This window comes from Mesorhizobium sp. WSM4849 (assembly GCF_055811385.1).
Genome location: NZ_JBVVPW010000013.1, coordinates 120,231 through 142,121, shown reverse-complemented (window position 1 = coordinate 142,121; position 21,891 = coordinate 120,231). Strand labels below are relative to the sequence as shown.

General features: G+C 63.0%; 21 protein-coding genes and 1 pseudogene. 10 read left to right on the top strand and 12 right to left on the bottom strand.

From position 1 onward, the window contains the following. Window positions 1–144: 144 nt before the first annotated feature. Genes AC0L3L_RS16940 through AC0L3L_RS16930 form a run of 3 tightly spaced genes read right to left on the bottom strand, consistent with a single transcriptional unit; the run spans window position 145 to window position 2,929 of the window. Window positions 145–1,404: an NAD(P)/FAD-dependent oxidoreductase gene (locus AC0L3L_RS16940; protein ID WP_473638425.1), complete on the bottom strand. Its 1,260-nt coding sequence runs from the start codon at window positions 1,402–1,404 to the stop codon at window positions 145–147. Between the two features lie 15 nt (window positions 1,405–1,419). Further along, window positions 1,420–1,737, bottom strand: coding sequence for a 2Fe-2S iron-sulfur cluster-binding protein (locus AC0L3L_RS16935; RefSeq protein ID WP_473638424.1), 318 nt, complete (start codon window positions 1,735–1,737; stop codon window positions 1,420–1,422). Window positions 1,738–1,747: 10 nt separating this feature from the next. Beyond that, window positions 1,748–2,929: a cytochrome P450 gene (locus tag AC0L3L_RS16930; protein WP_473638423.1), complete on the bottom strand. Its 1,182-nt coding sequence runs from the start codon at window positions 2,927–2,929 to the stop codon at window positions 1,748–1,750. An 86-nt stretch (window positions 2,930–3,015) separates the two neighbouring features. Here AC0L3L_RS16930 and AC0L3L_RS16925 point away from each other — a divergent pair, with 86 nt between their 5' ends. Continuing rightward, window positions 3,016–3,987 carry a LysR family transcriptional regulator gene (locus AC0L3L_RS16925; RefSeq protein WP_473638422.1) on the top strand — a complete coding sequence of 324 codons (972 nt, stop codon included), beginning with the start codon at window positions 3,016–3,018 and terminating at the stop codon, window positions 3,985–3,987. Window positions 3,988–4,103: 116 nt separating this feature from the next. Here AC0L3L_RS16925 and AC0L3L_RS16920 read toward each other — a convergent pair whose 3' ends face one another. Both AC0L3L_RS16920 and AC0L3L_RS16915 read right to left on the bottom strand, forming a co-directional pair. After that, window positions 4,104–4,646, bottom strand: coding sequence for a cupin domain-containing protein (locus AC0L3L_RS16920; RefSeq protein WP_473638421.1), 543 nt, complete (start codon window positions 4,644–4,646; stop codon window positions 4,104–4,106). 61 nt (window positions 4,647–4,707) lie between these two features. Next, complete coding sequence (locus AC0L3L_RS16915) at window positions 4,708–5,862, bottom strand: alcohol dehydrogenase catalytic domain-containing protein (RefSeq protein ID WP_473638484.1); 1,155 nt, start codon at window positions 5,860–5,862, stop codon at window positions 4,708–4,710. Between the two features lie 248 nt (window positions 5,863–6,110). Here AC0L3L_RS16915 and AC0L3L_RS16910 point away from each other — a divergent pair, with 248 nt between their 5' ends. From AC0L3L_RS16910 to AC0L3L_RS16890, 5 genes are all read left to right on the top strand, one after another. Continuing rightward, on the top strand, window positions 6,111–6,962 hold the full coding sequence (locus tag AC0L3L_RS16910) for a fumarylacetoacetate hydrolase family protein (protein WP_473638420.1): 852 nt from the start codon (window positions 6,111–6,113) through the stop codon (window positions 6,960–6,962). A gap of 99 nt (window positions 6,963–7,061) precedes the next feature. Further along, a complete protein-coding gene (locus AC0L3L_RS16905) occupies window positions 7,062–7,961 on the top strand; it encodes a VOC family protein (RefSeq protein WP_473638419.1) in 900 nt (299 codons plus the stop codon). 87 nt (window positions 7,962–8,048) lie between these two features. After that, entirely contained in the window at window positions 8,049–8,930 is an 882-nt protein-coding gene (locus tag AC0L3L_RS16900) for an alpha/beta hydrolase (RefSeq protein WP_473638418.1), read from the top strand. Between the two features lie 32 nt (window positions 8,931–8,962). Next, a complete protein-coding gene (locus AC0L3L_RS16895; RefSeq protein ID WP_473638417.1) occupies window positions 8,963–10,000 on the top strand; it encodes an Ldh family oxidoreductase in 1,038 nt (345 codons plus the stop codon). A 63-nt stretch (window positions 10,001–10,063) separates the two neighbouring features. Further along, window positions 10,064–11,632 (top strand): bifunctional 3-(3-hydroxy-phenyl)propionate/3-hydroxycinnamic acid hydroxylase, encoded by a 1,569-nt coding sequence (locus AC0L3L_RS16890; RefSeq protein ID WP_473638416.1) that lies wholly within the window; start codon window positions 10,064–10,066, stop codon window positions 11,630–11,632. Between the two features lie 57 nt (window positions 11,633–11,689). Here the strand turns inward: AC0L3L_RS16890 and AC0L3L_RS16885 are convergent, their stop codons facing one another. Further along, window positions 11,690–12,310, bottom strand: a complete 621-nt coding sequence (locus tag AC0L3L_RS16885) for a TetR/AcrR family transcriptional regulator (protein ID WP_473638414.1) — start codon at window positions 12,308–12,310, stop codon at window positions 11,690–11,692. Between the two features lie 57 nt (window positions 12,311–12,367). Beyond that, a complete protein-coding gene (locus AC0L3L_RS16880; protein WP_473638413.1) occupies window positions 12,368–12,724 on the bottom strand; it encodes a DoxX family protein in 357 nt (118 codons plus the stop codon). Between the two features lie 270 nt (window positions 12,725–12,994). Here AC0L3L_RS16880 and AC0L3L_RS16875 point away from each other — a divergent pair, with 270 nt between their 5' ends. The 3 genes from AC0L3L_RS16875 to AC0L3L_RS16865 all read left to right on the top strand — a co-directional run bounded on the left by AC0L3L_RS16875 (window position 12,995) and on the right by AC0L3L_RS16865 (window position 15,984). Next, window positions 12,995–14,104: an alcohol dehydrogenase catalytic domain-containing protein gene (locus AC0L3L_RS16875; protein ID WP_473638412.1), complete on the top strand. Its 1,110-nt coding sequence runs from the start codon at window positions 12,995–12,997 to the stop codon at window positions 14,102–14,104. A gap of 103 nt (window positions 14,105–14,207) precedes the next feature. After that, entirely contained in the window at window positions 14,208–15,230 is a 1,023-nt protein-coding gene (locus AC0L3L_RS16870; protein WP_473638411.1) for an amidohydrolase family protein, read from the top strand. Between the two features lie 67 nt (window positions 15,231–15,297). Next, a complete protein-coding gene (locus AC0L3L_RS16865; protein WP_473638410.1) occupies window positions 15,298–15,984 on the top strand; it encodes a 4-carboxy-4-hydroxy-2-oxoadipate aldolase/oxaloacetate decarboxylase in 687 nt (228 codons plus the stop codon). 119 nt (window positions 15,985–16,103) lie between these two features. On the opposite strand, the gene AC0L3L_RS16860 is transcribed toward AC0L3L_RS16865, so the two are convergent. Together AC0L3L_RS16860 and AC0L3L_RS16855 are read right to left on the bottom strand one after the other, a co-directional pair. After that, complete coding sequence (locus AC0L3L_RS16860; RefSeq protein WP_473638409.1) at window positions 16,104–16,358, bottom strand: hypothetical protein; 255 nt, start codon at window positions 16,356–16,358, stop codon at window positions 16,104–16,106. Window positions 16,359–16,759: 401 nt separating this feature from the next. Beyond that, the gene (locus AC0L3L_RS16855; RefSeq protein WP_473638408.1) at window positions 16,760–17,008 is read right to left on the bottom strand and encodes a hypothetical protein; all 249 of its coding nucleotides are present in this window, start codon (window positions 17,006–17,008) and stop codon (window positions 16,760–16,762) included. A gap of 193 nt (window positions 17,009–17,201) precedes the next feature. Here AC0L3L_RS16855 and AC0L3L_RS16850 point away from each other — a divergent pair, with 193 nt between their 5' ends. Then, on the top strand, window positions 17,202–18,716 hold the full coding sequence (locus AC0L3L_RS16850) for a winged helix-turn-helix domain-containing tetratricopeptide repeat protein (RefSeq protein WP_473638407.1): 1,515 nt from the start codon (window positions 17,202–17,204) through the stop codon (window positions 18,714–18,716). Between the two features lie 366 nt (window positions 18,717–19,082). Here AC0L3L_RS16850 and AC0L3L_RS16845 read toward each other — a convergent pair whose 3' ends face one another. From AC0L3L_RS16845 to AC0L3L_RS16835, 3 genes and pseudogenes are all read right to left on the bottom strand, one after another. Next, the gene (locus tag AC0L3L_RS16845) at window positions 19,083–20,153 is read right to left on the bottom strand and encodes a maleylacetate reductase (RefSeq protein WP_473638406.1); all 1,071 of its coding nucleotides are present in this window, start codon (window positions 20,151–20,153) and stop codon (window positions 19,083–19,085) included. Window positions 20,154–20,205: 52 nt separating this feature from the next. After that, a complete protein-coding gene (locus AC0L3L_RS16840) occupies window positions 20,206–20,808 on the bottom strand; it encodes an alpha/beta hydrolase (protein WP_473638405.1) in 603 nt (200 codons plus the stop codon). 60 nt (window positions 20,809–20,868) lie between these two features. Next, window positions 20,869–21,800: pseudogene (locus tag AC0L3L_RS16835) on the bottom strand (ring-cleaving dioxygenase). Window positions 21,801–21,891 lie beyond the last annotated feature (91 nt).

Here is a 21,891-nt window from a genome sequence, read left to right as displayed (position 1 = left end):
GACCGCTTTCGCCTCACATCATCAAGATACCATATAGTATTCAGATACGATAAAGGATGTCAATGCCAAAAGTCTGCCGGTGCGCTCTGCTTCCCTGCTTTGTCCGTCAGGCGATACGGAAACGCGGGGCTAGCCGGACCGGCCTCATTTCGAGCTCGCCAGGGCCTCGAGCGTCAGCACCGGATCCGCTACCTGAGCGGGGTCGGGGCTAGCCGACAGGGCAAGGAGGCGCTTTCCGATCAGATAGTCGCGCGGTGCATTCAGCCCGTCGACGGCGACGAACTGCCCCTGGCGGTAGTACCAGTGAGACCGTCCTGGGCCCACCCCCTGCCTGACAACCACCGTATCGCCCGGTCTGGACAGGCCGGCGATCTGCAGCTTGAGATCGAACTGATCCGACCAGAACCACGGCTTTGGCTTATAAGGCTGGTGCGCGCCCATGATGTTGCGGGCGACCAGGTCGGCGCTGTCGATGGCGTTGCCGACGCTCTCCATCCGCAGCCCTCCTCCCGGCAAGGAAAAGTTGGCACAGTCACCAGCAGCCCAGATGAACGGGTCGTCCGTGCGTCCGTAAGCGTCGACGGCGATGCCGTTGTCGACGACAAGGCCTGCCTCAGCCGCCAGCGCCGTTTGCGGCATGCCGCCGATCCCTGCCACCACGACGTCGGCGGCGATAATCGTGCCGTCGTCGAGCTTTGCACCGGCCACGTGGTCAGTGCCCAACAACTCGTTCACCGCCTTGCCGAGATGGAACGTCACGCCCCTGGACCGGTGAAGGTCTTCGACAGCCCTCGCCGTTTCCGCCGAGGCCACCCGCGCTAGCGGCCGATCGGCGGCTTCCACGACATCCACTGTCATGCCGAGCCCACGCGCGACGGCGGCGATCTCGAGGCCGATATACCCACCGCCGATGACAAGGAGCTTGCCACGCGTTTCGAGCGCAGGCCGCAATGCATCGATGTCGGCGAGCGTGCGGATCGTGAAGATGCCCGCAAGGCCGCGCGAAATCGCCTGCGGAAGCTTTCGGGCGGTCGCTCCGGTTGCGAGCACGAGATGATCGTAGGCAAGCATGCCGCCATCGGCGAGATACACGCACCGCCGGCCCCGGTCGATGGATGCGACGCGCGTTCCCAGTCGCAACGCGATCCGGTTCTTTGCATACCAGTCCTCTGCTTTCAGCTTCAACCGGTCCCGTTCGAATTCGCCCAGAAGATAGGCCTTCGACAGCGGAGGACGCTGGTAGGGAGCATCGGCCTCGTCCCCGATCAAGGTGAGCGATCCCACAAAACCGTTCGCCCGCAGCTTCTCGGCCGTGGACAGGCCGGCCTGTCCGGCGCCGACGATCACGATGCTGCTTTCGTTGCCGGGCATGGCGGCGGCGGGATGGTCGATGTCGTGGGTCATGGCCCGCCGCAATCGCTAAGCGGCCGGAATGCGGACGGAAACGTTGTCCAGCGCGTCGCTGACCTTGATCTGGCAGCTCAGCCGGCTTCCAGGTTCACGCGGTGCTTCGGCGAAGTCCAGCATGTCGTTTTCATGTTCGCTGATGGGTCCGAGCGCCGACATGATGTTCTCGGGAAGCACGACATGGCATGTGGCGCAGGCCGCCGAGCCGTTGCATTCGGCGATGATGCCCGGCACGCTGTTTTCAAGTGCGGTTTCCATCAAGGTGCGGCCGTTCTGGGCCTCGACGGCGAGTTCCGCGCCGTCCGCGAGGAGGAACCTGATTTTCGGCATGACAGTCTCCTCAAGCGTCCCAGACAACGGGCATGTGCGTGGGGCCGCGAAACACCCAGCCGCGGATGCGGACGAGTTCCGGATCCTTGAGCTTGAGATTGCGCAGCCGCTCGAACACCGTCGGCACGGCGATCTGGCTCACCAGCGCGCGCGACACCCAGGTGCCGGCGCAGAAATGCGATCCGGCGCCGAACGCCAGGTGGGACTTCTTCTCCCGGAACACATCGAATTTCTCCGGATCGCTGAAACGGCTGTCGTCGTGGTTGGCGGCGCCGACGCATAGACCGACCTGTTCGCCCTTGCGGACCAGCGTCCCCGAGATCTCGACGTCACGGGTCAGGCGGCGCGGATACATGCCGATCGGCGAAATCCAGCGCACCGCTTCCTCGAAGGCCTGTCCCCAGAGCGAAGGCTCGGCGCGAATGCGCGCGAGCTGGTCCGGGTTCTGCAGCAGGCCCAGGATCAGCGTAAGGATCGAGTCGCGGGTCTCATTCAGCCCGCCCCCGATCGCGACCTTGATGTTGGCGTAGATCTGCCCGACCGTCTGAGGAGGATCGGCCTGGAGCATCGAAGACAGCATCGAAGGATTTGGATTGTCCCGATGATGGGGAAGCATCCTGTCGACGGCGCTCTCGACGCCGCTGGCTGCCTCCTTCGCCTTGCAAGCGATCTCCGGGTTGTGCGAGTAGTTGCCGGAACCGTCGATCAGCGACTGCGACCACAGTGCCATCGTGCGCCAGTCGACGCCGTCGAAACCCAGTATGTCGGCCAGTGCGCGCGCCGCGATCGGCGCCGCGAGTTCCTCGAAAAGCTCGGCCTCGCCCTTGTGCTCGATCTGCGAAATAACGTCGTCGCAAATCGCCCGCATGGGGTCGGCCCAGCACCGCTTGACGACGCCAGGCCGCAGGCTCGGATCCATCGCCGCCCTTTCACGGGCATGATCGTCGCCGTCCTTGCGCATCAGGTTCGACCCGATCACCGTGTTCAGCAGCGACTGCGGATTGATGGAGGAAAACGTCTCGGGGTCGCGCTCGATGGCCATGATGTCGTCGAAGCGCGTGACCATCATGATGTTGGCCGCCTCGACCTTGACGACCGGCCCGAGGTCGCGGACGCGCTTGAAGACCGGATACGGATTGGCAAGCAGGTCTTCGAACGCAACGTCGTCGACCACTTTCACGGCTTCGCTCATGATTTCCTCCCTGTCGACAGACGAGGTACGAAATCGACGTGTATTCAGCAATGCGATGGGTTAGATAGAGGTCATCGAAAATTTGCATGGAGGAGAAGGCGGTGCTCTCCGACGAACTTGCCAGTGTAGATCTCGCCACGCTGCAGACGCTTGTTGCTGTCCAGGACCGCGCCTCGTTTTCCGACGCCTCCCAGCTTCTCGGCGTCAACCAGTCCACCATAAGCTACGCCATCAAGAGGCTGCGAAAGGCCTTCAACGATCCGCTGTTTGTCCGCCAGGGTAATTCGATCGTGGCAACCGATAAGGGCGAACAGCTGGCCCAGCAGGCACGCGGCATCCTTGAGCAGATGGCGGCGCTTTCTTCGCCGTCGGGTTTTGACCCAGCCACGGCCGAAGGAAGCGTGACGGTGTCCTGCAACCATCATGAGCGGATGTTTCTCATTCCGGACTTTCTGCGGCGCGCGCAGAAGGAGGCGCCGCAGGCGACGATCCACATTTTCGAGTCCGCCGTCGACGGCAAGCAGCAGCTGAAGGAGAACACCTGCGATATCGTGCTTGGCCCGGTCTCGATTCTCGGGGACATCTACTACCGCAGGAAGATGTTTTCGGATCACTATACGTGCGTCATGGACCCGGCGCACGAGCTCACGCGCGGAGCACTGACGCTTGAGCGCTATTGCGCCTCGCGGCATGTCGCGGTCACCCATAACGGGCGCTGGGAGGCTCTCTATTTCGCCGCGCTGCGCGCCAGGGGCATCGAGTTGGAGCCGGACGTCACCGTCTCCAGCCATGACATACTGGAACGCCTGATACCGGCCTCCGAATTGGTGGCGACGATTCCGTATCGACTGGCGCGTCGCCTTTCGGACAGGCTCGCTTTGCGTCCCTTCCCGATGGACGTCTTCATCCAGGTCGACATGTACTGGACCGAGCGCACGCACCATTCCGGCCTGCACCGCTGGGCCCGCCAGATCCTGGCCGAGGTCGCCGAGAAGAATCTCGGCGACGAGGACTCGCACAAGGCAAGAAGGAGCGGCAGCCTGCCGGGTGGACAGTAGGTCTCGGAAACCGGTTGTTGCGCAAGCGGAGAACCGGCACCTTATGGCGGGGCGGGACACGCTTTGCGCGCCGGACAGGCCGCGCCGAATGGGCGGTCCGCCCGGGGTGGCGCCGCCTAGGCCGTGGTCGCGCCGAGCATGACGACCGAGACCGTCACGGGCTCGGCGAAAGGATTGCGCCAGGCGTGCCGCGCGCCCTGCTGCACGACCGTATCGCCCTGCTTCAGCTCGACGGTCTTGCCGTCGTCGAGCTCGAGGACAAGCCGGCCCCTGACAACGGTCACGTAGTCGACCGTTGGCGTCTGGTGCATGCCGGGATTGTCCATCTCGAAGCACTCGGCGATGCCGGGCGCGGCCTTCAGGTGCTCCGGACCGGCCAGCTCGGGCTTCCAGTCGGGCGACATCATCACGCTGTCCGGCGGAAAGGTGATCATCCAGAACACCGAACCCCCGACCGAAGCGAGCATCGTGCTCTCGCTCGCCATCGGATCGGCGCCGTCCCGTCTGGCCAGATCCGGCGTCCCGTCGATCTTCCACTGCGGAGACGAAACGAAACCGGGCGTGTGCTGCAGCGCCATCTCGCGCGGCGAGGAACCGTCGCTGATGAATACCGATTTTCCTGCGGCGTTCTTTCCAGTTACAACGCGGCGAATCTTCATGTCTTGATCCTCCCAGACAACATGGATACCATTCGGTATCAGCATACTAATGCGTATTCAACTACGGATGGATCACAAAATTCGAAAACCCGCCATGGCGCTGGGCGATGCCCGAGATGGCCTCATTGACCTTGCTCATGGGCGTCGCTTGGGTTTCCAGGAGATCGAAGCTGACCTTGCCGATCCCGACGAGGTCGGCCATTTCCTGGCCCTCGGATGTCGTCAGCCAAGCCGAACCGATAAGACGCTGGTTGCGGTCCATCATCATGTGCACGTCAATGGGAACCGCGCCCATCACGGCGCCGATGTCGACGGCGGTGCCGCCGCGGCGCAACGCCCTCACGCCCGCCAGGAAAGGGTCTTGCGGCGTGCCGGGGCCGTTGCAGTCGATAAAGGCGTCGACACCCTCGCCATGCGACGTCTTGGAACGGGCCCATTCGTCTGCCGATCCGTCATCCAGCGAATGCGTCTCGATGATGCCAGGCGCCAGCGCTTCGATCTCCTTCAGCAGCTTCCTGTCACGACCGGTGCCGAGGATCTTCTTGACTCCGAAGGACGGACCGAACACCGCGATCGATATGCCGAGTGTGCCGGAGATGCCATTGACGAGGATCGTGTCGCCGGGGCCGACCTGGGCCTTCTTCAGGGCGGAATAGCCGGTGCCCATGTAGCCGAGCCGTGCCGCCTGATCGAAGGTCATGTTGTCGGGCAGCGCCACGATCGCCGATGCCGGCGCGGCCATGTACTCGGAAATGCCGCCGACGGGGTAATCTCCGAATGTCTGCAGCGCGTCGTGGCTGAAGCCGAAATAGCCCTGGAAGGCGTAGTGGCGACAGGAGATCGTATCGCCGCGCCGACAATGACGGCAGCTGCCGCAGGAGCGCCCCGGATTGACGTAGACGCGATCTCCGGGTTTCAGACTGTGGACCTGGCTGCCGACCGCGGCGATTTCGCCAGCCGGGTCGAGGCCAAAGATCGCCGGCAGCGGCGGTTGCGGCATGTGGGGGAACCAAGTCGGCCACATCGCCAGGATATTGGCAAGGTTCGGCACGATGCCGCACGATTTGACGCGGACGAGAACGTCCATCGACCCAAGCTTCGGGACCGGCACTTCCTCGATCCTCAGCTGGCCGCCGATCTCGTGCATGCGCGCGGCCTTCATCGTCTGCGGAATTGCTGTCACGTCGATACCTCCCGTTCGCTCAAACCACTGCATGCCGAGCTTTTCGGCGCACATATGGGCCTCCTCCCGAGGCCAGTTCGGTGGTCGCATAGTTTTTTCGAAATATCAATCTTTTTTCGTAACTTTATGATGATGACCGAGGACCGGCGCCAGCAGAAGCGGCGATTAGGCCATTTCCATCCAGATCGGTGCGCTTTGCCGGTTTCTCTCATGGCTTGCATATTTTCGAAAACCCGCTTTACTCCGGGCCAGAAGTACCTGCTTTCAGGGGTACGTCCTAAATGGGTGAGCTTTTGAAATTCGCTTCTTTCGTTGAACGCAACGGTGCCGGCTACGGAATTGTTGAAGGTGAAATGATCCTGCGGCTGGATTCCATTCCCGATGCACCACCGGATCTGAAAACCTATCTCAGCATCCGCTTTCCCGACCTCGCTCCCCGCGAAATGGAGTTCGAGACCTTGCCACTGGCCGGCGTCAAACTGCTCCCTCCAATACCTAACCCAGGCAAGATTTTCTGCGTCGCTACCAATTTCCATGAGGAGGACAAGGCAGCGCCGCAATTTCCGCTCCTATTCATGCGCCACGCGGAAGCGCAGACCGGTCACGGAGGCGCCATCCTGAAGCCTGCGGTTTCCGACAGGCTGGATTTCGAGGGCGAGTTGGCGGTGATCGTCGGCCGCCGCGCGCACAAGATCGCACCTGCTGAGGCGATGGCATATGTCGCCGGCTATGCCTGCTTCAACGAGGGCAGCGTCCGCGACTGGCAGAAACACTCGAGCCAGTTCACGCCCGGAAAGAACTTCTACCACAGCGGCGCGTTCGGCCCCTGGATGGTCTGTACGCACGAGATTCCTGACCCGGCGCGCCTCCGCCTTGAGAGCCGGGTCAATGGCGTGACCAGGCAGTCGATCCCGATCGATCACATGATCTTCGATGTCCCCTGGCTCATCTCCTACATCTCGACCTTTGCTCCGCTCGATCCCGGCGACGTCATCGTTACCGGCGCCCCCTCGGGCTTCGGCGCAAGCCGCAATCCGCCGGAGTTCCTTTTCCCCGGCGATGAGGTCGAGATCGAAATCCGGGGCATTGGAATCCTGAGGAATACGGTGGCCGAAGACAGATCCGACTCCTGATATTTCGCAATAACATATTATTTTCGAAATTTGTTTGCCATCTGACCGAGTTTGATCTAAGCAGGTCGCCAGGGCAGCGGCCGTAGGAGGATAATGGTGATGCACCTGGTGTTTGGGGTCGGTCACATAAAGCTGAATGTCCGCGACATAGGGGCCGTGATCCACGACTCGACGGAAATCCTCGGTTTGCGGGTCACCAGGCAGGCGACGGACGAGACATGGCTGAGCTCGAACGGCCGCAAGGCCGAGCTTGTGCTTCTTAGCTCCGATGAGAATTCATGCCACACGATCGGGCTCGAAGCGTTGACCGCCGAGGCTGTCGCGGAAGCGGCCGCGCGGGTGGACGATGCCGGCTGCCGGATCCTCTCGCGTGAACCGAGCTTAGCCTGCTGCGACGCCGGCGTGACCTTCGCGACGCCGGACGGATTGCGCTTCGAGGTGCACACCCCGGCGCGCGACGACATGTACAATCCGCGCTACCCGACCAACGGCATCAAGCCGCGGCGGCTCGACCACATCAATCTCATCACCCCCGACCCGGTCGCCACAAGGCGACAGCTCTCCGAGATTTGCGGCATGCAGCTCACCGAGCGCATGGTCAACGAGGCTTTGAGCTGGATGCATGGCGGCAACCGCCAGCACCACATTCTGGGCCTGGTGAAGGGTCCGGTCGGGCTTCACCACTACTCCTTCGAATTCAGCCACTTCAGCGACTACTGCCGGCTCGGCGACATTCTCGACGGGTTCGACCGCCAGGTTCTTTGGGGGCCGGGCCGCCATCGTCCGGGCGACAACACCTATGCCTACTACCTAGATGCCAGCGGAGCGATGGTCGAGTGCTCCGGCGCCATGCATACCGTCGCCGACGATGCCCATTTCGAGCCCAATGTCATTAGCAACCTGGAGCGCCCGGGAAACGTCCGCCAGATGAATGTCTGGGGTTCTCCCGCCCCCCAGGAATGGCGCGAGCACCATTTTCCATTCGCCAAGATCGACTGATCCGGAAGGCGCGGCGGCAGACCACACAGGGAAGCAAGGCCAAGCAGCTCGACTCGGGCGGGGCGCTGCTTCGCATAGGAGATTGTTATGCAGGAAAAACTCACGTTCGAATCCGACGGCCTGAAACTGTCGGCGGTTCTGCACATTCCCGACAGCCACCGTCCCGGACAGAAGCTGCCGGCGTTCATCGTCTGCCACGGCTTCGTCGGTTCCAAGGACGAGTCGCACGCCCAGATCCAGGCGGAGATGATGGAGACGTTCGGCTATACCGCGCTGCGCTTCGACTTCCGCTGCTGCGGCGAGAGCGAGGGCGAGCGCGCCCAGGTGCGCTGCTTCGATCAGGTCGCCGACGCAAAGAACGCGCTGACCTTCCTTGCCGGGCGCCCCGAGATCGACCCGAAGCGGATCGGCATCACCGGCCACAGCTTCGGCGCCGCGGTTTCGGTCTATACAGCAGGCGTCGACGAGCGGTTCGCCTGCGTCATCTCCTCATGCGGCTGGGGTCACGGCGAGCGGAAGTTCCGCGGCCAGCACCCCACGCCGGAGGCCTGGGAGCGCTTCATGGGCCTGCTCGAGAAAGGCCGCGAGCACAAGCGCGCGACGGGCGAGAGCATGTGGATCTCGCGGTTCGACGCCGTGCCGATCCCGGAAAAATTGCGCAAGAATCTGTCGCCGAAGGCGATCATGGAGATCCCGACCGAGACGGCATGGAGCATGATGAACTTCAGGGCGGAAGACGTGGTTGCCAACATCGCGCCCCGCCCTGCCCTGTTCTTCCACACCGCCGACGACATCATCACGCCGACCGAGCAATCCATTCGCCTGTTCGAGAAGGCCGGGCAGCCGGCCGAGCTGATGCTGATCTCGGGCACCGCTCACTTCCCGCTCGCACCGGAAGACGCGCCGCGCACCAAGATGATGCTCAAGGGCTGGCTCGATAAATTCTTCCCGGCAACGCCGGCAGCTTGAGGTCGATGCGGCCAGACCAGGAGACATTCGGCATGCCCGTCGTCCAGGAAAGCGAACTGACCAATTTTGCGACCGCACTGCTCAATGCTGCCGGCTATACGCCGGACGAGGCGGTGCAGAGCGCGCGGTTGTTGGTCTGGGCAAATCTGCGTGGCGCGGATTCGCACGGTGTTCTCAGGATCCCGCGCTACATCGAGATGATCGAGACCGCTGTCGTGCGCTCCGGTCAACAGCCGAAGCTGATCCGGGAATTCGGGGCGACTTGCGTCTTCGACTACGGAAAGGCGCCGGGCGCCGTCGCCATGATGCACGCGGCCGGCAAAGCCGCCGATTTGGCGGAAACGTTCGGCATCGGCTTGTGCGGCGCCCGCGATATATCCCATGCTGGCGCAATCGGCTATTTCACCACCAACTTGTCCGAACGCGGTCTCATCGGCATCGCCATGACCGCATCAAGACCGCTCATGAGCTATTTTGGCGCAAAGGGCGAGGCCCTGTCGACCAATCCGCTGTCGATCGCCGTGCCACGGCCTGATGGCGCCGATCCGATCGTACTCGACATGTCTACCGCCGCCGTTGCGCTCGGCAAGATCATGGCGGCCAAAGATTCGGGCAAACCAATCCCCAAGGGCTGGGCCATCGACGCCAACGGCGTCGAAACGCAGGACCCGCATGCAGTGGCGGCCATCCTGCCCATGGCCGGACCGAAGGGATCCGGTCTGTCGCTGATGATTGAAATTCTGTCGAGCGTGCTGGTGGGCAACGCCGTCATCGCGCCGTTCCTGCGCGGCGAGAAGAACGGCGGCTTCAATGGCCTTATGCTTGCCATCAATCCGGCGGCCTTCGGCGACAGCTCGTCCTTTCTCGCCTCGGTGGAAAGCCTCGCCGGCGCGATCCATGCGCTCGATCCGGCAGCCGGCTCCGATGGCGTGAGATTGCCCGGCGAACGCGGGTTCCAGACCAGGCGGGAGCGCACCGCCAACGGCATCCCGCTGGCAAAGGGCACGGCCAGGAACCTCACCGATGCAGCCGTTCGGCTGGGGCTCACAGTGCCGACTTTCCTGCAGTGATGCCGCGCGGCAGTTCGCACCGTTCCGGTCAACAGAGGACCGAAACCAACGAGGGTCTCACTGATGACGCCAGATGAGGCGGACGTCGTTGTGGTTGGGCTCGGGCCGGTCGGCATCACCTTGTGCAATCTTCTTGCGGCCGCAGGCGTCAGGGTAGAAGGCGTTGACGCCGCTGACGACGTCTACGCACTGCCTCGCGCGATCGGCATGGACCATGAGGTGATGCGGGTCTTCCAGAACATCGGCGCGGCCGAGGCCGTGGCCGCAGCGACAGGGCACTATCGCCCGTCGGAATACAGGTCTGCCGACGGTGTCCTGTTGCGCCGGTTCGAGTCTCCTTCCGAGCCCTACCCGCTTGCCTGGCCGCCCTACCAGACCTTCCTGCAGCCCGAGCTTGAACGGGCTCTGCGTGCCAACGGCAAGAGGTTCCCCAACCTGACGCTGCGCACAGGAATGGAGCTCGTCGGCCTTGAGAACCCCGAAAGGCCGGTCCTGACGTTGCGCGACAAGGCGAGCGGCGAGTGTACGAGGCGCACTCCGCGCTATGTCGTCGGTTGCGACGGCGCGAACAGCTTCATCCGGCGCAGGCTCGGCGTCGCGCTGGAGGACCTCGACTTCGACGAACCCTGGCTCGTGGTGGACATGATACTGGAGGACCCGCACGCGCCGTTGCCGGAGACCAACGTCCAGTTCTGCGATCCCGCCCGCCCGCACACGTACGTGAGCGGGCCTGATCGGCTACGACGCTGGGAGTTCATGATCCTGCCGGGTGAAAATCCGCTGGAGATCAACCGCCCGGAGCGCATCTGGCAATTGCTTTCGCGCTGGCTTCGGCCGGACCAGGCCAGGCTATGGCGCTCGGCGACCTACAACTTCCACGCACTTGTTGCGGAGCAGTGGCGGGTGGGCAGTGTCTTTCTCGCCGGCGATGCCTGCCACATGACCCCGCCGTTTCTCGCGCAGGGGATGGTGCAAGGCATCAAGGATGCAGCCAATCTTGCATGGAAGCTGGCCCATGTGATAGACGGCGGATCGGAGCTCCTCGACACCTACCAGGCCGAGCGCAGGCCGTTCATGCGCGAAGTCATCGACATCACCAAGCGGCTTGGGCAGTTCATCTGCGAGCTGGATCCGGACAGGGCGCAGGCGCGCGATACCGAGATGGCTGCGGCCATGCAAGCGGGCCAAGGTGTTCATATCCGGCAGAACCTCTTTCCGCCCATCCGTCATGGGCTTGTCGCCAGCAACATCGACGGCTCGCCGAGCCCTGGCACCGGTGAGCCGTGTCCTCAGCCCTGGATCGTCGCGCCTTTCGGCCGGATGCGACTAGACGATGCGTTGCCGCCGGGATTCCAGCTTCTCATCGCCGGCAACATGGAACCCTCGCCCAATCTTTTGGACAAGGCGCGCGAGGTGGGCATTACCGTACATCGCGTGGCGCAGGAGAGATCCTACCCTTCGCTGCTGGTGGAGGAAGACCGCGTCCTCGCGGACTGGCTGACCTCGAAGGGCGCGCGCGCTGTCATGGTGCGGCCCGACCATGTGGTTTTCGGTACGGCCGCTGACGCAAGGGAGGCCGAGCAGCTCGTGTGTCAGCTGCAGATGATGCTGGTGGCGGCACCCGACAAATGACAGGGCGCGCGCCTGAACGGCCCCGGGTGCGAACCAGGGCGGGCCGATACGCCCACCCTATCCGCGGGCAGCCGGCCGCTTCATGTGCCTGTAGAGATGCGCCTCGTGCATCGAAGTGAGCGTGGCCCTCACCATTTCGCCCGGCGAATCGTCCTTCATGAAGCTGGAGAGGCCGCCGTAGATGAGTTCCAGAACGACGCCGCCCACATAGAGTGGTTCGATATCGGCACCGCCATGGGGAAAAAGCTTTCCGGACAGCAACTTGCCCAGGCCCTCCCACTGGTCCTTGAACAGGCGCAGATGCCGCTCTTCCAGTGTGTTGTCGCGGCGGGCGATCCGTAACAGGTCGATGGCAAGCGTTCCCCAGCGCTTGTCCTTCGCCCGCTGGTTGGCCCAATCGCACATCGCATCGATGATCTCTTTCGGGTCATCGTAGCCGTCGAGCAGGCCGGTGAGCTCGACCACGTCGCCGCCGGCATGGCGCTCGAGCAGTTGAAGGAAGATGTCTTCCTTGTTCTCGAAATTCGAATAGAAGGCGCCCTTCGAATATCCGGCCTCTTCCGCGATGCGTTCGATGGTCGCCCCGGAATAACCGTCGCGAGCCACGACTTCGCTCGCCGACAGCAAAAGCTTCTCGCGGGTCAGAGCCTGGCTCTGTTCGCGCGTCAGTCGCGCCATTCTCTATCCTTCCAAGCCATTCATTGGGATACCTTTGGTATCCGAATCGGCCGAAGGTTAGAAGGCCGAAACAATACAGGCAAGCGCCCAGAAGATCGGGTATTCGGGACCCATCAACTGCCAGCGCCAGCGCAGGCCGTTGATCCGCACCACCGCATAGGCCGCTCCCAGCAAGACGGCCACGCCGCACGCCGCAGCCCATCGCGGATAGATGTCGAACACCATTCCAACGGCGGCAACAAATTCCAGCGCAACCGTCAGCACGATGAAAGGTTTTCCTGGCTTCAGCCCGGCGGCCTCGAACGTCTTCGTCGCCTTTTCGAAGTTCCTGACCTTTCCAATGAGATGCGGAATGAACCAGATCCCGCACAGAATGCGCAACAGATCGATCGGCGTTAGCGTAAACTCAGGCACTGATCCCTCCATGTAGAACGACGAAAGGACCGCCCGGCCCTTCCTCCCGTCCTTGTTGCCGAATCGGGCGACGCTCTCTCATCCAGCGGAGCCGAAGCGTTCGTCGCCATGCCGCAACCGATGCGGCGTTCGCCGACATTTCCCGCAAATTCTGTCGTCAGTGGAAATCGGCTCTTGCGTCATCCAATCCAGATACTATACGGTATCCACAGTCTACGAGGAATGTCAACGAGACATCTCCGCGAACTGGCATACTGGGAGGAACAGACGATGACGATCATGATGCGGGCGGCACGGCTTCATGCCGTGAACGAACCGATGCGTGTCGAGGAAGTGGCGAAGCCGATGGCATCCGGCACGGATGTGGTCGTCGAGGTCAAGGCCTGCGGGATGGTGCCCAATCTCGCGAACGTGCTCAACAACTGGGAGACCTGGTACCCGCATCAGCCGCTGCCGGCGAAGCCCGCGATCTTCGGCCTCGACCCTGCGGGTATCGTGCATCAGGTCGGCGAACAGGTCGTGGCGATCAAGCCGGGTGACCGCGTGTATGTGAACCCGCTGCGATCCTGCGGCGCATGTCATGCCTGCGTCAGCGGCCATCAGGCGAAGTGCGAATACTTCACCTTCAACGGCTATTTCGGCTTCAACAGGAACAGCCTGGAAATCTACAAGCGCTATCCTGAAGGGGGCTTCGCCCAGTTCATGCGCGCGCCCCAGAATGCGATCGTCAAGATCCCCGACAACATGACCTACCCACAGGCGGCCCGCATGGGTTACCTTGGCACGGCGTATTCCGCGCTCAAGAAGTTCGGCGTACCGGCCGGCAAGTCGCTGATCATCAATGGTGCAACGGGCACGCTGGGCGTCGGCGCGACACTCTTCGCGCTCGCCATGGGCGTCTCGACGATCTACGCGGTAGCACGCGGCAAACCTCTGCTCGAGCGGCTGAAGCAGCTTGCCCCGAACCGGATCCAGACTTTCTCCAACCAGGACGGGAAGGTCGCCGACTGGGTCCGCTCGCAGACCGGCGGTCTCGGCGCCGACTTCATGCTCGATTGCCTCGGTGCGGTGGCCGACGTCAACGCCATGAAGGACGCCATGATGGGCGTCAAGCGCGGCGGCCGCATCGTCAACATCGGCGGTACCGGCAGCGACTTGCTGTTCAACACCAAATGGTGGATGGACAATTCGATGGAGCTTCTCGGCTCGGCCTGGCTGACCACGGCCGAGGGCATGGAGATCGCCGAAATGATCGGCTCCGGAGCGATCGATCTTTCGGGGCTGGAGGCGCGGACGTATCCGCTGGAGCGGATCAACGAGGCCATCAATGGCGTCGCCTCCGGTGACGGCGGCTTCACCAACTACGTGCTCGAGCCATAGGCGGGACATCGGCATCGGCGGACCTCACCGTCCGCCGCTTGCCGGAACCGCGGAACGGCGCAGCGGATCGACGATGCGTCACCTTGTGCGTGAAGAGAACGAAATGATCATCGACTGCCACGGCCACTACACGAGCGAACCACCTGGGCATCATGCCTTTCGCAAGATGCAGCTCGAGTTCGTCGAAGGCAGGCGCGACGCCATGCCCGTCTATCCCGGCATCGCCGACGACGTACTAAGGGCGACGATCGAGCACAACCAGTTGCGCCTGCAGCGCGAACGCGGCACGGACCTGACCATCCTGTCGCCTCGCGCTTCGGGCATGGGCCACCATATCGGCAGCGCCGAGAACAATGCCGAATGGTCGCGCGTCTCCAACGACTCGATCGCCCGCATAGTCGACATGTTCCCGGCCAACTTCGCGGGCGTATGCCAGCTGCCGCAATCGATGAGCGGCGACCTCAAGCCGGTCCTTGCCGAGCTCGAGCGCTGCGTCCTCGAACTCGGCTTCGTCGGCTGCAACCTCAACCCTGATCCGTCTGGCGGCTTCTGGTCGGCACCGCCGATCCACGACCCGTACTGGTATCCGCTCTTCGAGAAAATGGTCGAGTTGCAGGTGCCGGCCATGATCCATGTCTCCGGCTCCTGCAGTTCCTGCCTGCATACGACCGGCGCGCATTACATCAACGCCGACACCGCAGTGTTCATGCAGCTGATCCAGGGCGACCTGTTCAGCGCGTTTCCCGGTCTCAGGCTGATCATCCCGCACGGCGGTGGTGCGGCGCCCTATCACTGGGGACGCTATCGCGGCCTGGCGATGATGTTGGACAGGCCGGTACTGGCCGAGCATCTGATGCGCAACGTCTTCTTCGACAGCTGCGTCTATCATCAGGCAGGCATCGACACGCTTTTCCGCGTCGTCGGCCCGGCCAACGTCCTGTTCGGCTCCGAACTGCTCGGAGCGGTCAAGGCCATCGATCCGGAAACCGGCTTCGCCTTCGACGACACGCGGCGCTACGTCGACGCGCTTTCGCTCAATGAGGTCGAACGGCACGCCGTTTTCGAAGGCAATGTCCGAAAGGTCTATCCGAGGCTTGATGCGCGGCTGAAGGCACAAGGACGCTAGACCAGCCAATGAGCACTGTTCGGGTGCGTCGCCGGATGCCGCACCTCATCGTTCCGGGAGAACACCTATGGCCAGAGTCGTCACGAAGACCGAGCGCACACCGATCGAGACCTGCGAGGCTCTTGGCCGGCTTGGCGTGGCCACGGTTCACGAGGCGCGGGGGCGGACGGGCCTGCTCGCCACGCGCCTGCGGCCCATCTACGACGGCGCCAGGATTGGCGGCAACGCGCTGACTTGCGAAGTCGCGCCGGGCGACAACTGGATGATCCATGTCGCGCTGGAACAGGCGCGGCCAGGCGACATCCTGGTCGTCGCCCCGACCTCGCCCTGCGAGGACGGCTATTTCGGCGACCTGCTGGCCGAGTCGGCCAAGGCGCAAGGCATCAGAGGCCTCATCATCGATGCGGGCGTGCGCGATGTCTTGACCCTGCGCTCCATGGCGTTCCCGGTCTGGTCGAGGGCGATCAGCGCACAGGGGACGGTCAAGGAGACGCTCGGCAATGTCCAGGTACCGATCGTCTGCGCCGGCGCCCACATTCGGCCGGGCGACGTAGTCGTGGCCGATGACGACGGCGTGTGCGTCGTGCCGCGCGAAACCGCGGAAAAAGTCCTCGAAACTGCCCGCAAACGCGAGGCGACGGAAGAAAAAAAGCGAAGCCTTTATGCAGCCGGCAAGCTAAGTCTCGATGTCAACGACATGCGCGAGCGCTTGCAGCGCAACGGCCTCATCTACGATAGCTGCAAGAGGGGATAGCGTTGATTTCCCGCTAAACAACGCTAAGGGAGAACGAAGCCTGAACCCGTCAAGCCGCCCGCTGCTTACCCGACAGCACGTCGCCAAGGCGGTTCAGGGACGCATCGGGGCTCGGCTTTCTAGCCCAGGCGCGGCAGTAGATCGCCGCTGTAGAAGAAGACCAGCGTTGCCAGTGTCAGTGCCATGGCGGCGATGCTGCCGGCGAAATAATCGAGGAGCGCGGCAGAGCCACTCAGGCCGGAACCCCGCGGCACGGCGACGATCTGGACCGCGACACCCGTCACCAGCCCGAGCGCATTGCCGAGATTGTAATATCCGCCGGGACCGACCATGCGTGAGCGGATTGCAGCGGTAAACCGCGACCGCGCCCGCACCGCCCGATCCCAATCGAGGATAGCGCTTTTCGGCCGCAGCTTCGGTAACGGTTTTTCGTCGAATTCGCAGATTTCCCGTCGCTGCCGAGAACGGCATTGATGCTATCCGCCGTGTTTCCCCAGGAAAGCCTCGGCCGAACGTTGGCGGAAATCGTCAAGTGCGTGTCTGATCATTCGGATGCTAGCGCACGTCCAGACCAGTTGCGCCAGAATCGGTCATTTCTGGATGATTACGGATTGTCCGCTCGCGCAGTCACTGAGGACATTGGCAACGCAGGATAGCAGCTGCCGGGAAAGGAGCGGCGTACAGAATAAAACTGGGCGCGCCACCACCATCAGACGCGTGCGGCAACTGATGTGGCGACGCGCGCGCATCCTGGTGCCTGGGTGACCACAAATGATCAGCGCGGCCCCCGCAGGGCAGATGGCTCCAAGAGGCTTTGCCCTTCGCCAAAGATAATCGTGCCGAGTTCTTGACTGTTCTCTGGAGGAACAATGCGAATTATTTCCCATCGCCTCGTTTCGTGGATATCTTGGGTGGTGAATAAACCGGATGCATTCGCCCGCACTTGCTTTGAATCTACCTGAGGGGCGGCCAGGGTCCAGGTGGATGGAACAAGCAGGACGCCGGCATAAACGCCGAACGCCATGCATGCACCCCAATAGCGCGGCCTCGCCACGATTGGAGTGCCGGGAACGTGCCGTTTAGGAGACATGATGAGTTCCTTCCCTGTGGCGGTGTGGTTGAGTTGCACCGGGAGCATGGACCGGCAGACGGTTTTCCGTCCTGAAAGGCTGGCGGAAAAATTCCGAAATCATGCGAACCGATCCTAAGTTGCCCGAATGACCGGCGCGCCCCTCGTCTTTGGACCCTTCGTTTTCGACACCGAGCGGCAGACGCTACTCAAACGCGGATCGATTGTTCACATCAGTCAAAAAGGACTTCTGCTTCTCCGCACTTTGCTGGAGGCTGACGGAGCTGTGGTCACGAAATCCGCATTGATGAATGCGGCATGGCCGAACGCCCTGGTCGAGGAGAGCAACCTGACGGTGCAGATCGCTGCCCTGCGCAGATGCCTCGGCGACGCGCCAGGGAGGGGTGAATGGATCGTCACTGTCCCGCGCGTAGGCTACCGGTTCGTCCATTCGGACCGGACGGTTGCCGATGGGGCGGCCGCAACCGCTGCGCTGGTGGGTAAGACGGCGATCGCGGTGATGCCCTTTGCGAACATGAGCAGCGAACCCGAACAGAATTTTTTTACAGAAGGCCTGACGGACGACCTTATTACGGACCTCTCCAAGACCCTCGATCTTCTGGTAATCGCGCGGACCTCGTCGTTTGCCTTCAGGGGGCGGCAAGTCGATGCTCGCGAGGTGGCGAGGAAACTTGGCGTGCGCTATCTCGTAGAGGGAAGTGTCCGACGCACTGCGAACCGTGTGCGCATCAATGCGCAACTGATCGACGCCGCCACCAACTCCCACATCTGGGGCGACCGCTTCGATCGCGACCTCGCCGATGTCTTCGCCCTCCAAGATGAGATTGTCGCAAGGATCGTCGAGGCTCTTTCTGGGGCATTGCCGGGTACGAGGCAGGTCACCCATCGACGCACGGCCAGTTTGGAGGCTTATGATCTGTTCATCCGCGGCAAGGCTCAAATTGCCCAAGCGTCAGAGAGCACGGCGACCGGTCGCGACCTCCTGCTCGGTGCCATCCGCCTCGACCCGTCATTTGCAGATGCCTATGCATGGCTCGCGCACGGTCTACGTGTTGCCTGGATTTACGGTGGTGAGCCGCAAGCCTCGCTCCGTCCCAAGGCACGCGATGCGGCGCAGCAGGCCGTCTCCCTAGACCCCAAGAACGCCGATGCCCGCTGGAGCCTTGGGCTGGTGCTTGCATATGATGGGCTGCTTGCCGACGGCATCGCCGAGGTCGAGGCCGCGCTCCGGTTAAACCCGAACCACGCCGACGCATGGGCGTTCATGACCGACCTTATGGTGCTCGACGGGCAGCCAGCCAAGGGCATCGACTGCGCGCGCCATGCCATACGTCTCAATCCCTACCCTCCGGCTGTATATCACTGGTTTCTCGGCTTGGCCCAGTATGCGGCGGGTCAGTACGATGACGCAGTCACGACCTTGCGCCATGAGGGGACGCATAGGCAAGGGTCACAACGCATCCTCGCGGCGAGCCTGGCGCAACTCGGGCGTATAGACGAGGCGCGGGCGGAGGCCGGGCAATTCCTGTCATCCTACCCCGAATTCACGGCAACGCGTTGGGGGGCCGTTCATCCCTTCCGCAACGATAAAGATCGCAACCACTTCATCGAGGGATATGTGAAAGCCGGCCTGCCGTTGTAACGGCTCAAACGTTTCGAGTTCCAGGTTTGCTCCGGAATGGTGGAATTTTGGCGCATGTTCGAACTGACAGCGCTCGTACGTCTGTTTCCCGGAAAAGGGATCTATTGGCGGCGGGTTTCGGTTGCTCGTCCTTGAGTCATAATTTCACATCCAGGTAGGCTGCAACTGATGAGGAACTGTGTAGACGACCGCTATGAGTTCCGGACTGCAATCTTATGCGACTTTGACCCTTAGGTTGATTGGCGATCCTGCCCAAGTCCATCCGGTTCCCGCGCGGCAACGCCCCGAAGCCACAGCTACCGTCGGGCGGCCGTCTCAACTTCAGGCGCGCCGGCATTCTGCCGACAGGCGCTCGAGCAGCGCGCCTCAGCAAGCTGACGGCGCTTCCCCCTTCCACGCACGTGCCAGCAACGCCCTGAGGCCAGACGCATCAAGCGGGCGTGGATTCCCGTAGGGATTGGCAAGCGCCTCGTCGACGGCGGCGTCAATGCCCTCTTCGGGCATGCCGAGATCGCGGAGCGCCATGGACGCGCCGAGGGACATCGCAAGATCGTGGATGCCTCGCGACGCGTCCGGCGCGTCGATGGCCCGCGATATCCGCTCCATCGCATCAGGCGCGGCGGCCGCGTTGTAGGCCATGCTGTGCGGCAACAGGGCCGTGTGGGTCTCCGCATGTGGCAGATCGAACATCCCGCCCAGCACATGGGCGAGCTTGTGATGCAGCGCCATCGTCGTCACGCCGAGGACAGAGCCGCACAGGAAGGCCCCGTAGAGGGCGTCCGTCCTGGCCTCCGCGTCGCTGGGGTCGGCGGCTATCCGCGGAAGCGCCCGCGCCATCCTTGCTATGCCTTCCTCCGCCATGAGCAACACCACCGGGTTGCCGTCCTCGGCGTAAAGAGCCTCCACCGCATGCGCGATAGCGTTCATGCCCGAGGTAGCAGATACCGAAGCGGGAAGGGTCAGGGTCAGCTCGACATCGTAGATCACCGTCTCCGGCAGGACCTTCGGGTTGCGCTGCGTCGTCTTGCGGCCCTCGGCCGTCTCGCCGAGAACGGGAGTCATTTCCGACCCGGCATAGGTCGTCGGCAGCACGATCTGGGGCAGGTCGGAGCGGAGCGCGAGCGCCTTGGAAAGCCCGATCGTGGAGCCGCCTCCGACCGCAACAAGAATGTCAGCGCACGTCTCCTGCACGGCTGCGAGCGCGCTCTCGGTGACCTCGACGGGCGTGTGCATCGCGGCCCGGGCGCACACGCCTGCGCCGAGGGAGCCGAGATGTCCGGCGATGTCTTCGGCCAGGCGTTCCCCCCGTCCTGGAGTGCTGAGCACGATGGCCCGTCTGCCGCCGAGCCGCTCGGCCTCGGCCTTTACGTGCGAGACCGTTCCGCTCCCGAACACGACGCGCGCAGGAAGCGCCTGGTAAATGAAATTCTGGATCATCGCGAACTCTTCCCGGTCAGCAACGGTGCGTCGCAATGACGCCCCGGCTGGATCACATAAGGAACTTGCCAAGCGCGGCGAGTTCTTCCTGCCGTATTTCGTGGCCGCCGCCATGCAGCGCGAGTTCCACTTGAGCGCCCTGCGCTTCCAGCCAGGCGACCAGCGACTGCGTCATCGGAAGGGGGCAGATCGGGTCGCGCTGTCCCGCCGTGACCAGCACCGACACTGACTTCAAAGCCGGGTTGGGCGTGGGCGTCCAGGGGATGAGGGGATGCATCAGCACCACTCGCTCGAATAGCTCCGGCGCTTCGAAGATGACGGAGGCCAGGATGTTCGCGCCGTTCGAGTACCCCAGCCCATAAACGGGTGCTCCGGGATTGGCTTCCTTATGGGTCCGGATGAACCCCTTCATCTTGTCAGTGCGAGCAGCGAGGTCATCCATGTCGTAGACGCCTTCTCCTGTCCGGCGGAAGAAACGGGCGGCGCCGTGTTCTGAGACATCGCCGAGCGGCGAGACGATTCCCGCATCGGGCAGGAGTTGCTGGAGCAGCCCAGTGAACTGGTGCTCGTCGCCTCCCGTGCCATGGAAGGTGAAGACCAGCGGAGCGCCTGCGGCGGGCGCCTTGGCGATGTGGTGATAGGCCGATTTGGACATTGTTCGAATCCTTCGATGGGTGAAAACCGCCGCACCTGGGCGGCGGTTTCGTTTGGAACTTCACCCTGCGATCGGCGTCAGGATCTGCTCGATCCGGGGGCGCAGGTGCTCGTGCTGGGCGGGGATCTTCAGCGCCTCGCCGAGATGAGCCGTGTCCTCGTCCCTGTCGAAACCCGGCTCGTTGGTCGCCACCTCGAACAGCACGCCGCCCGGCGTGCGGAAATAGATCGCCCAGAAGTAGTCGCGGTCGATCACCGGGGTGACGTTGTAGCCCGTGTCGATCAGCGCCTTCCGCACCTCGAGCTGGTCCTTGCGGTCCTTGACCGCGAAGGCGACATGATGGACCGACCCTGCGCCCTGACGCGCGGGAGCCGCGCCGGGCAGGACCTCGAGGTCGATGAAGTCGGCGCCGTTGCCGCCGGGCATGGCCACCCGGGTCAGATCACCCTGGCGGTCGACTTCCTCGTATCCCATGTATTTCAGCAACTCGCTGGTGGCGCCGCCGTCCCGAAGGCGCATGGTCACGCCATGGAGCCGTGCACCCCGACGCTCTCCGGCACCGGACCGCCGTCGAAGGGCTTGCGGTTGTCGCCGTCCACTTCCACCAGCGCGAAGCCGTCGCCGTCGGGTCCGAAGAAACGAAGCCGCTTCCCGCCGAACCGCTCCTGCTCTTCCAGCCCCGAGACGCCCTGCGCCTCAAAACGCTCCTTCCAGTAGCCGAGTGTTCCGCGCGGCACGGCGAAGACGGTTTCGGAAGCCTCGCCGGCGCCCCGGCGTCCCTTCGCGATGTGCGGGAAGGGAAAATAGGTCATGATCGTGCCGGCGCTTCCGGTCTCGTCGCCGTAATAGAGGTGATAGACATCGGGAGCGTCGAAGTTGACGGTCTTCTTGACCCGGCGCAGGCCTAGCTGCTTGGTGAAGAAGTCGTTGTTCTGCTGGGCGTCCGCCGCCATCGACGTGACGTGGTGCAGGCCCTTGATCTGTTCGATCATTGTGGATCTCCGTGGGTTCTGGTGTTTCGTTGCCCAGAAGGTAGGGTTTGCCGCAGAGCAACAGAATAGACATAATCCGGCAGATATTGTT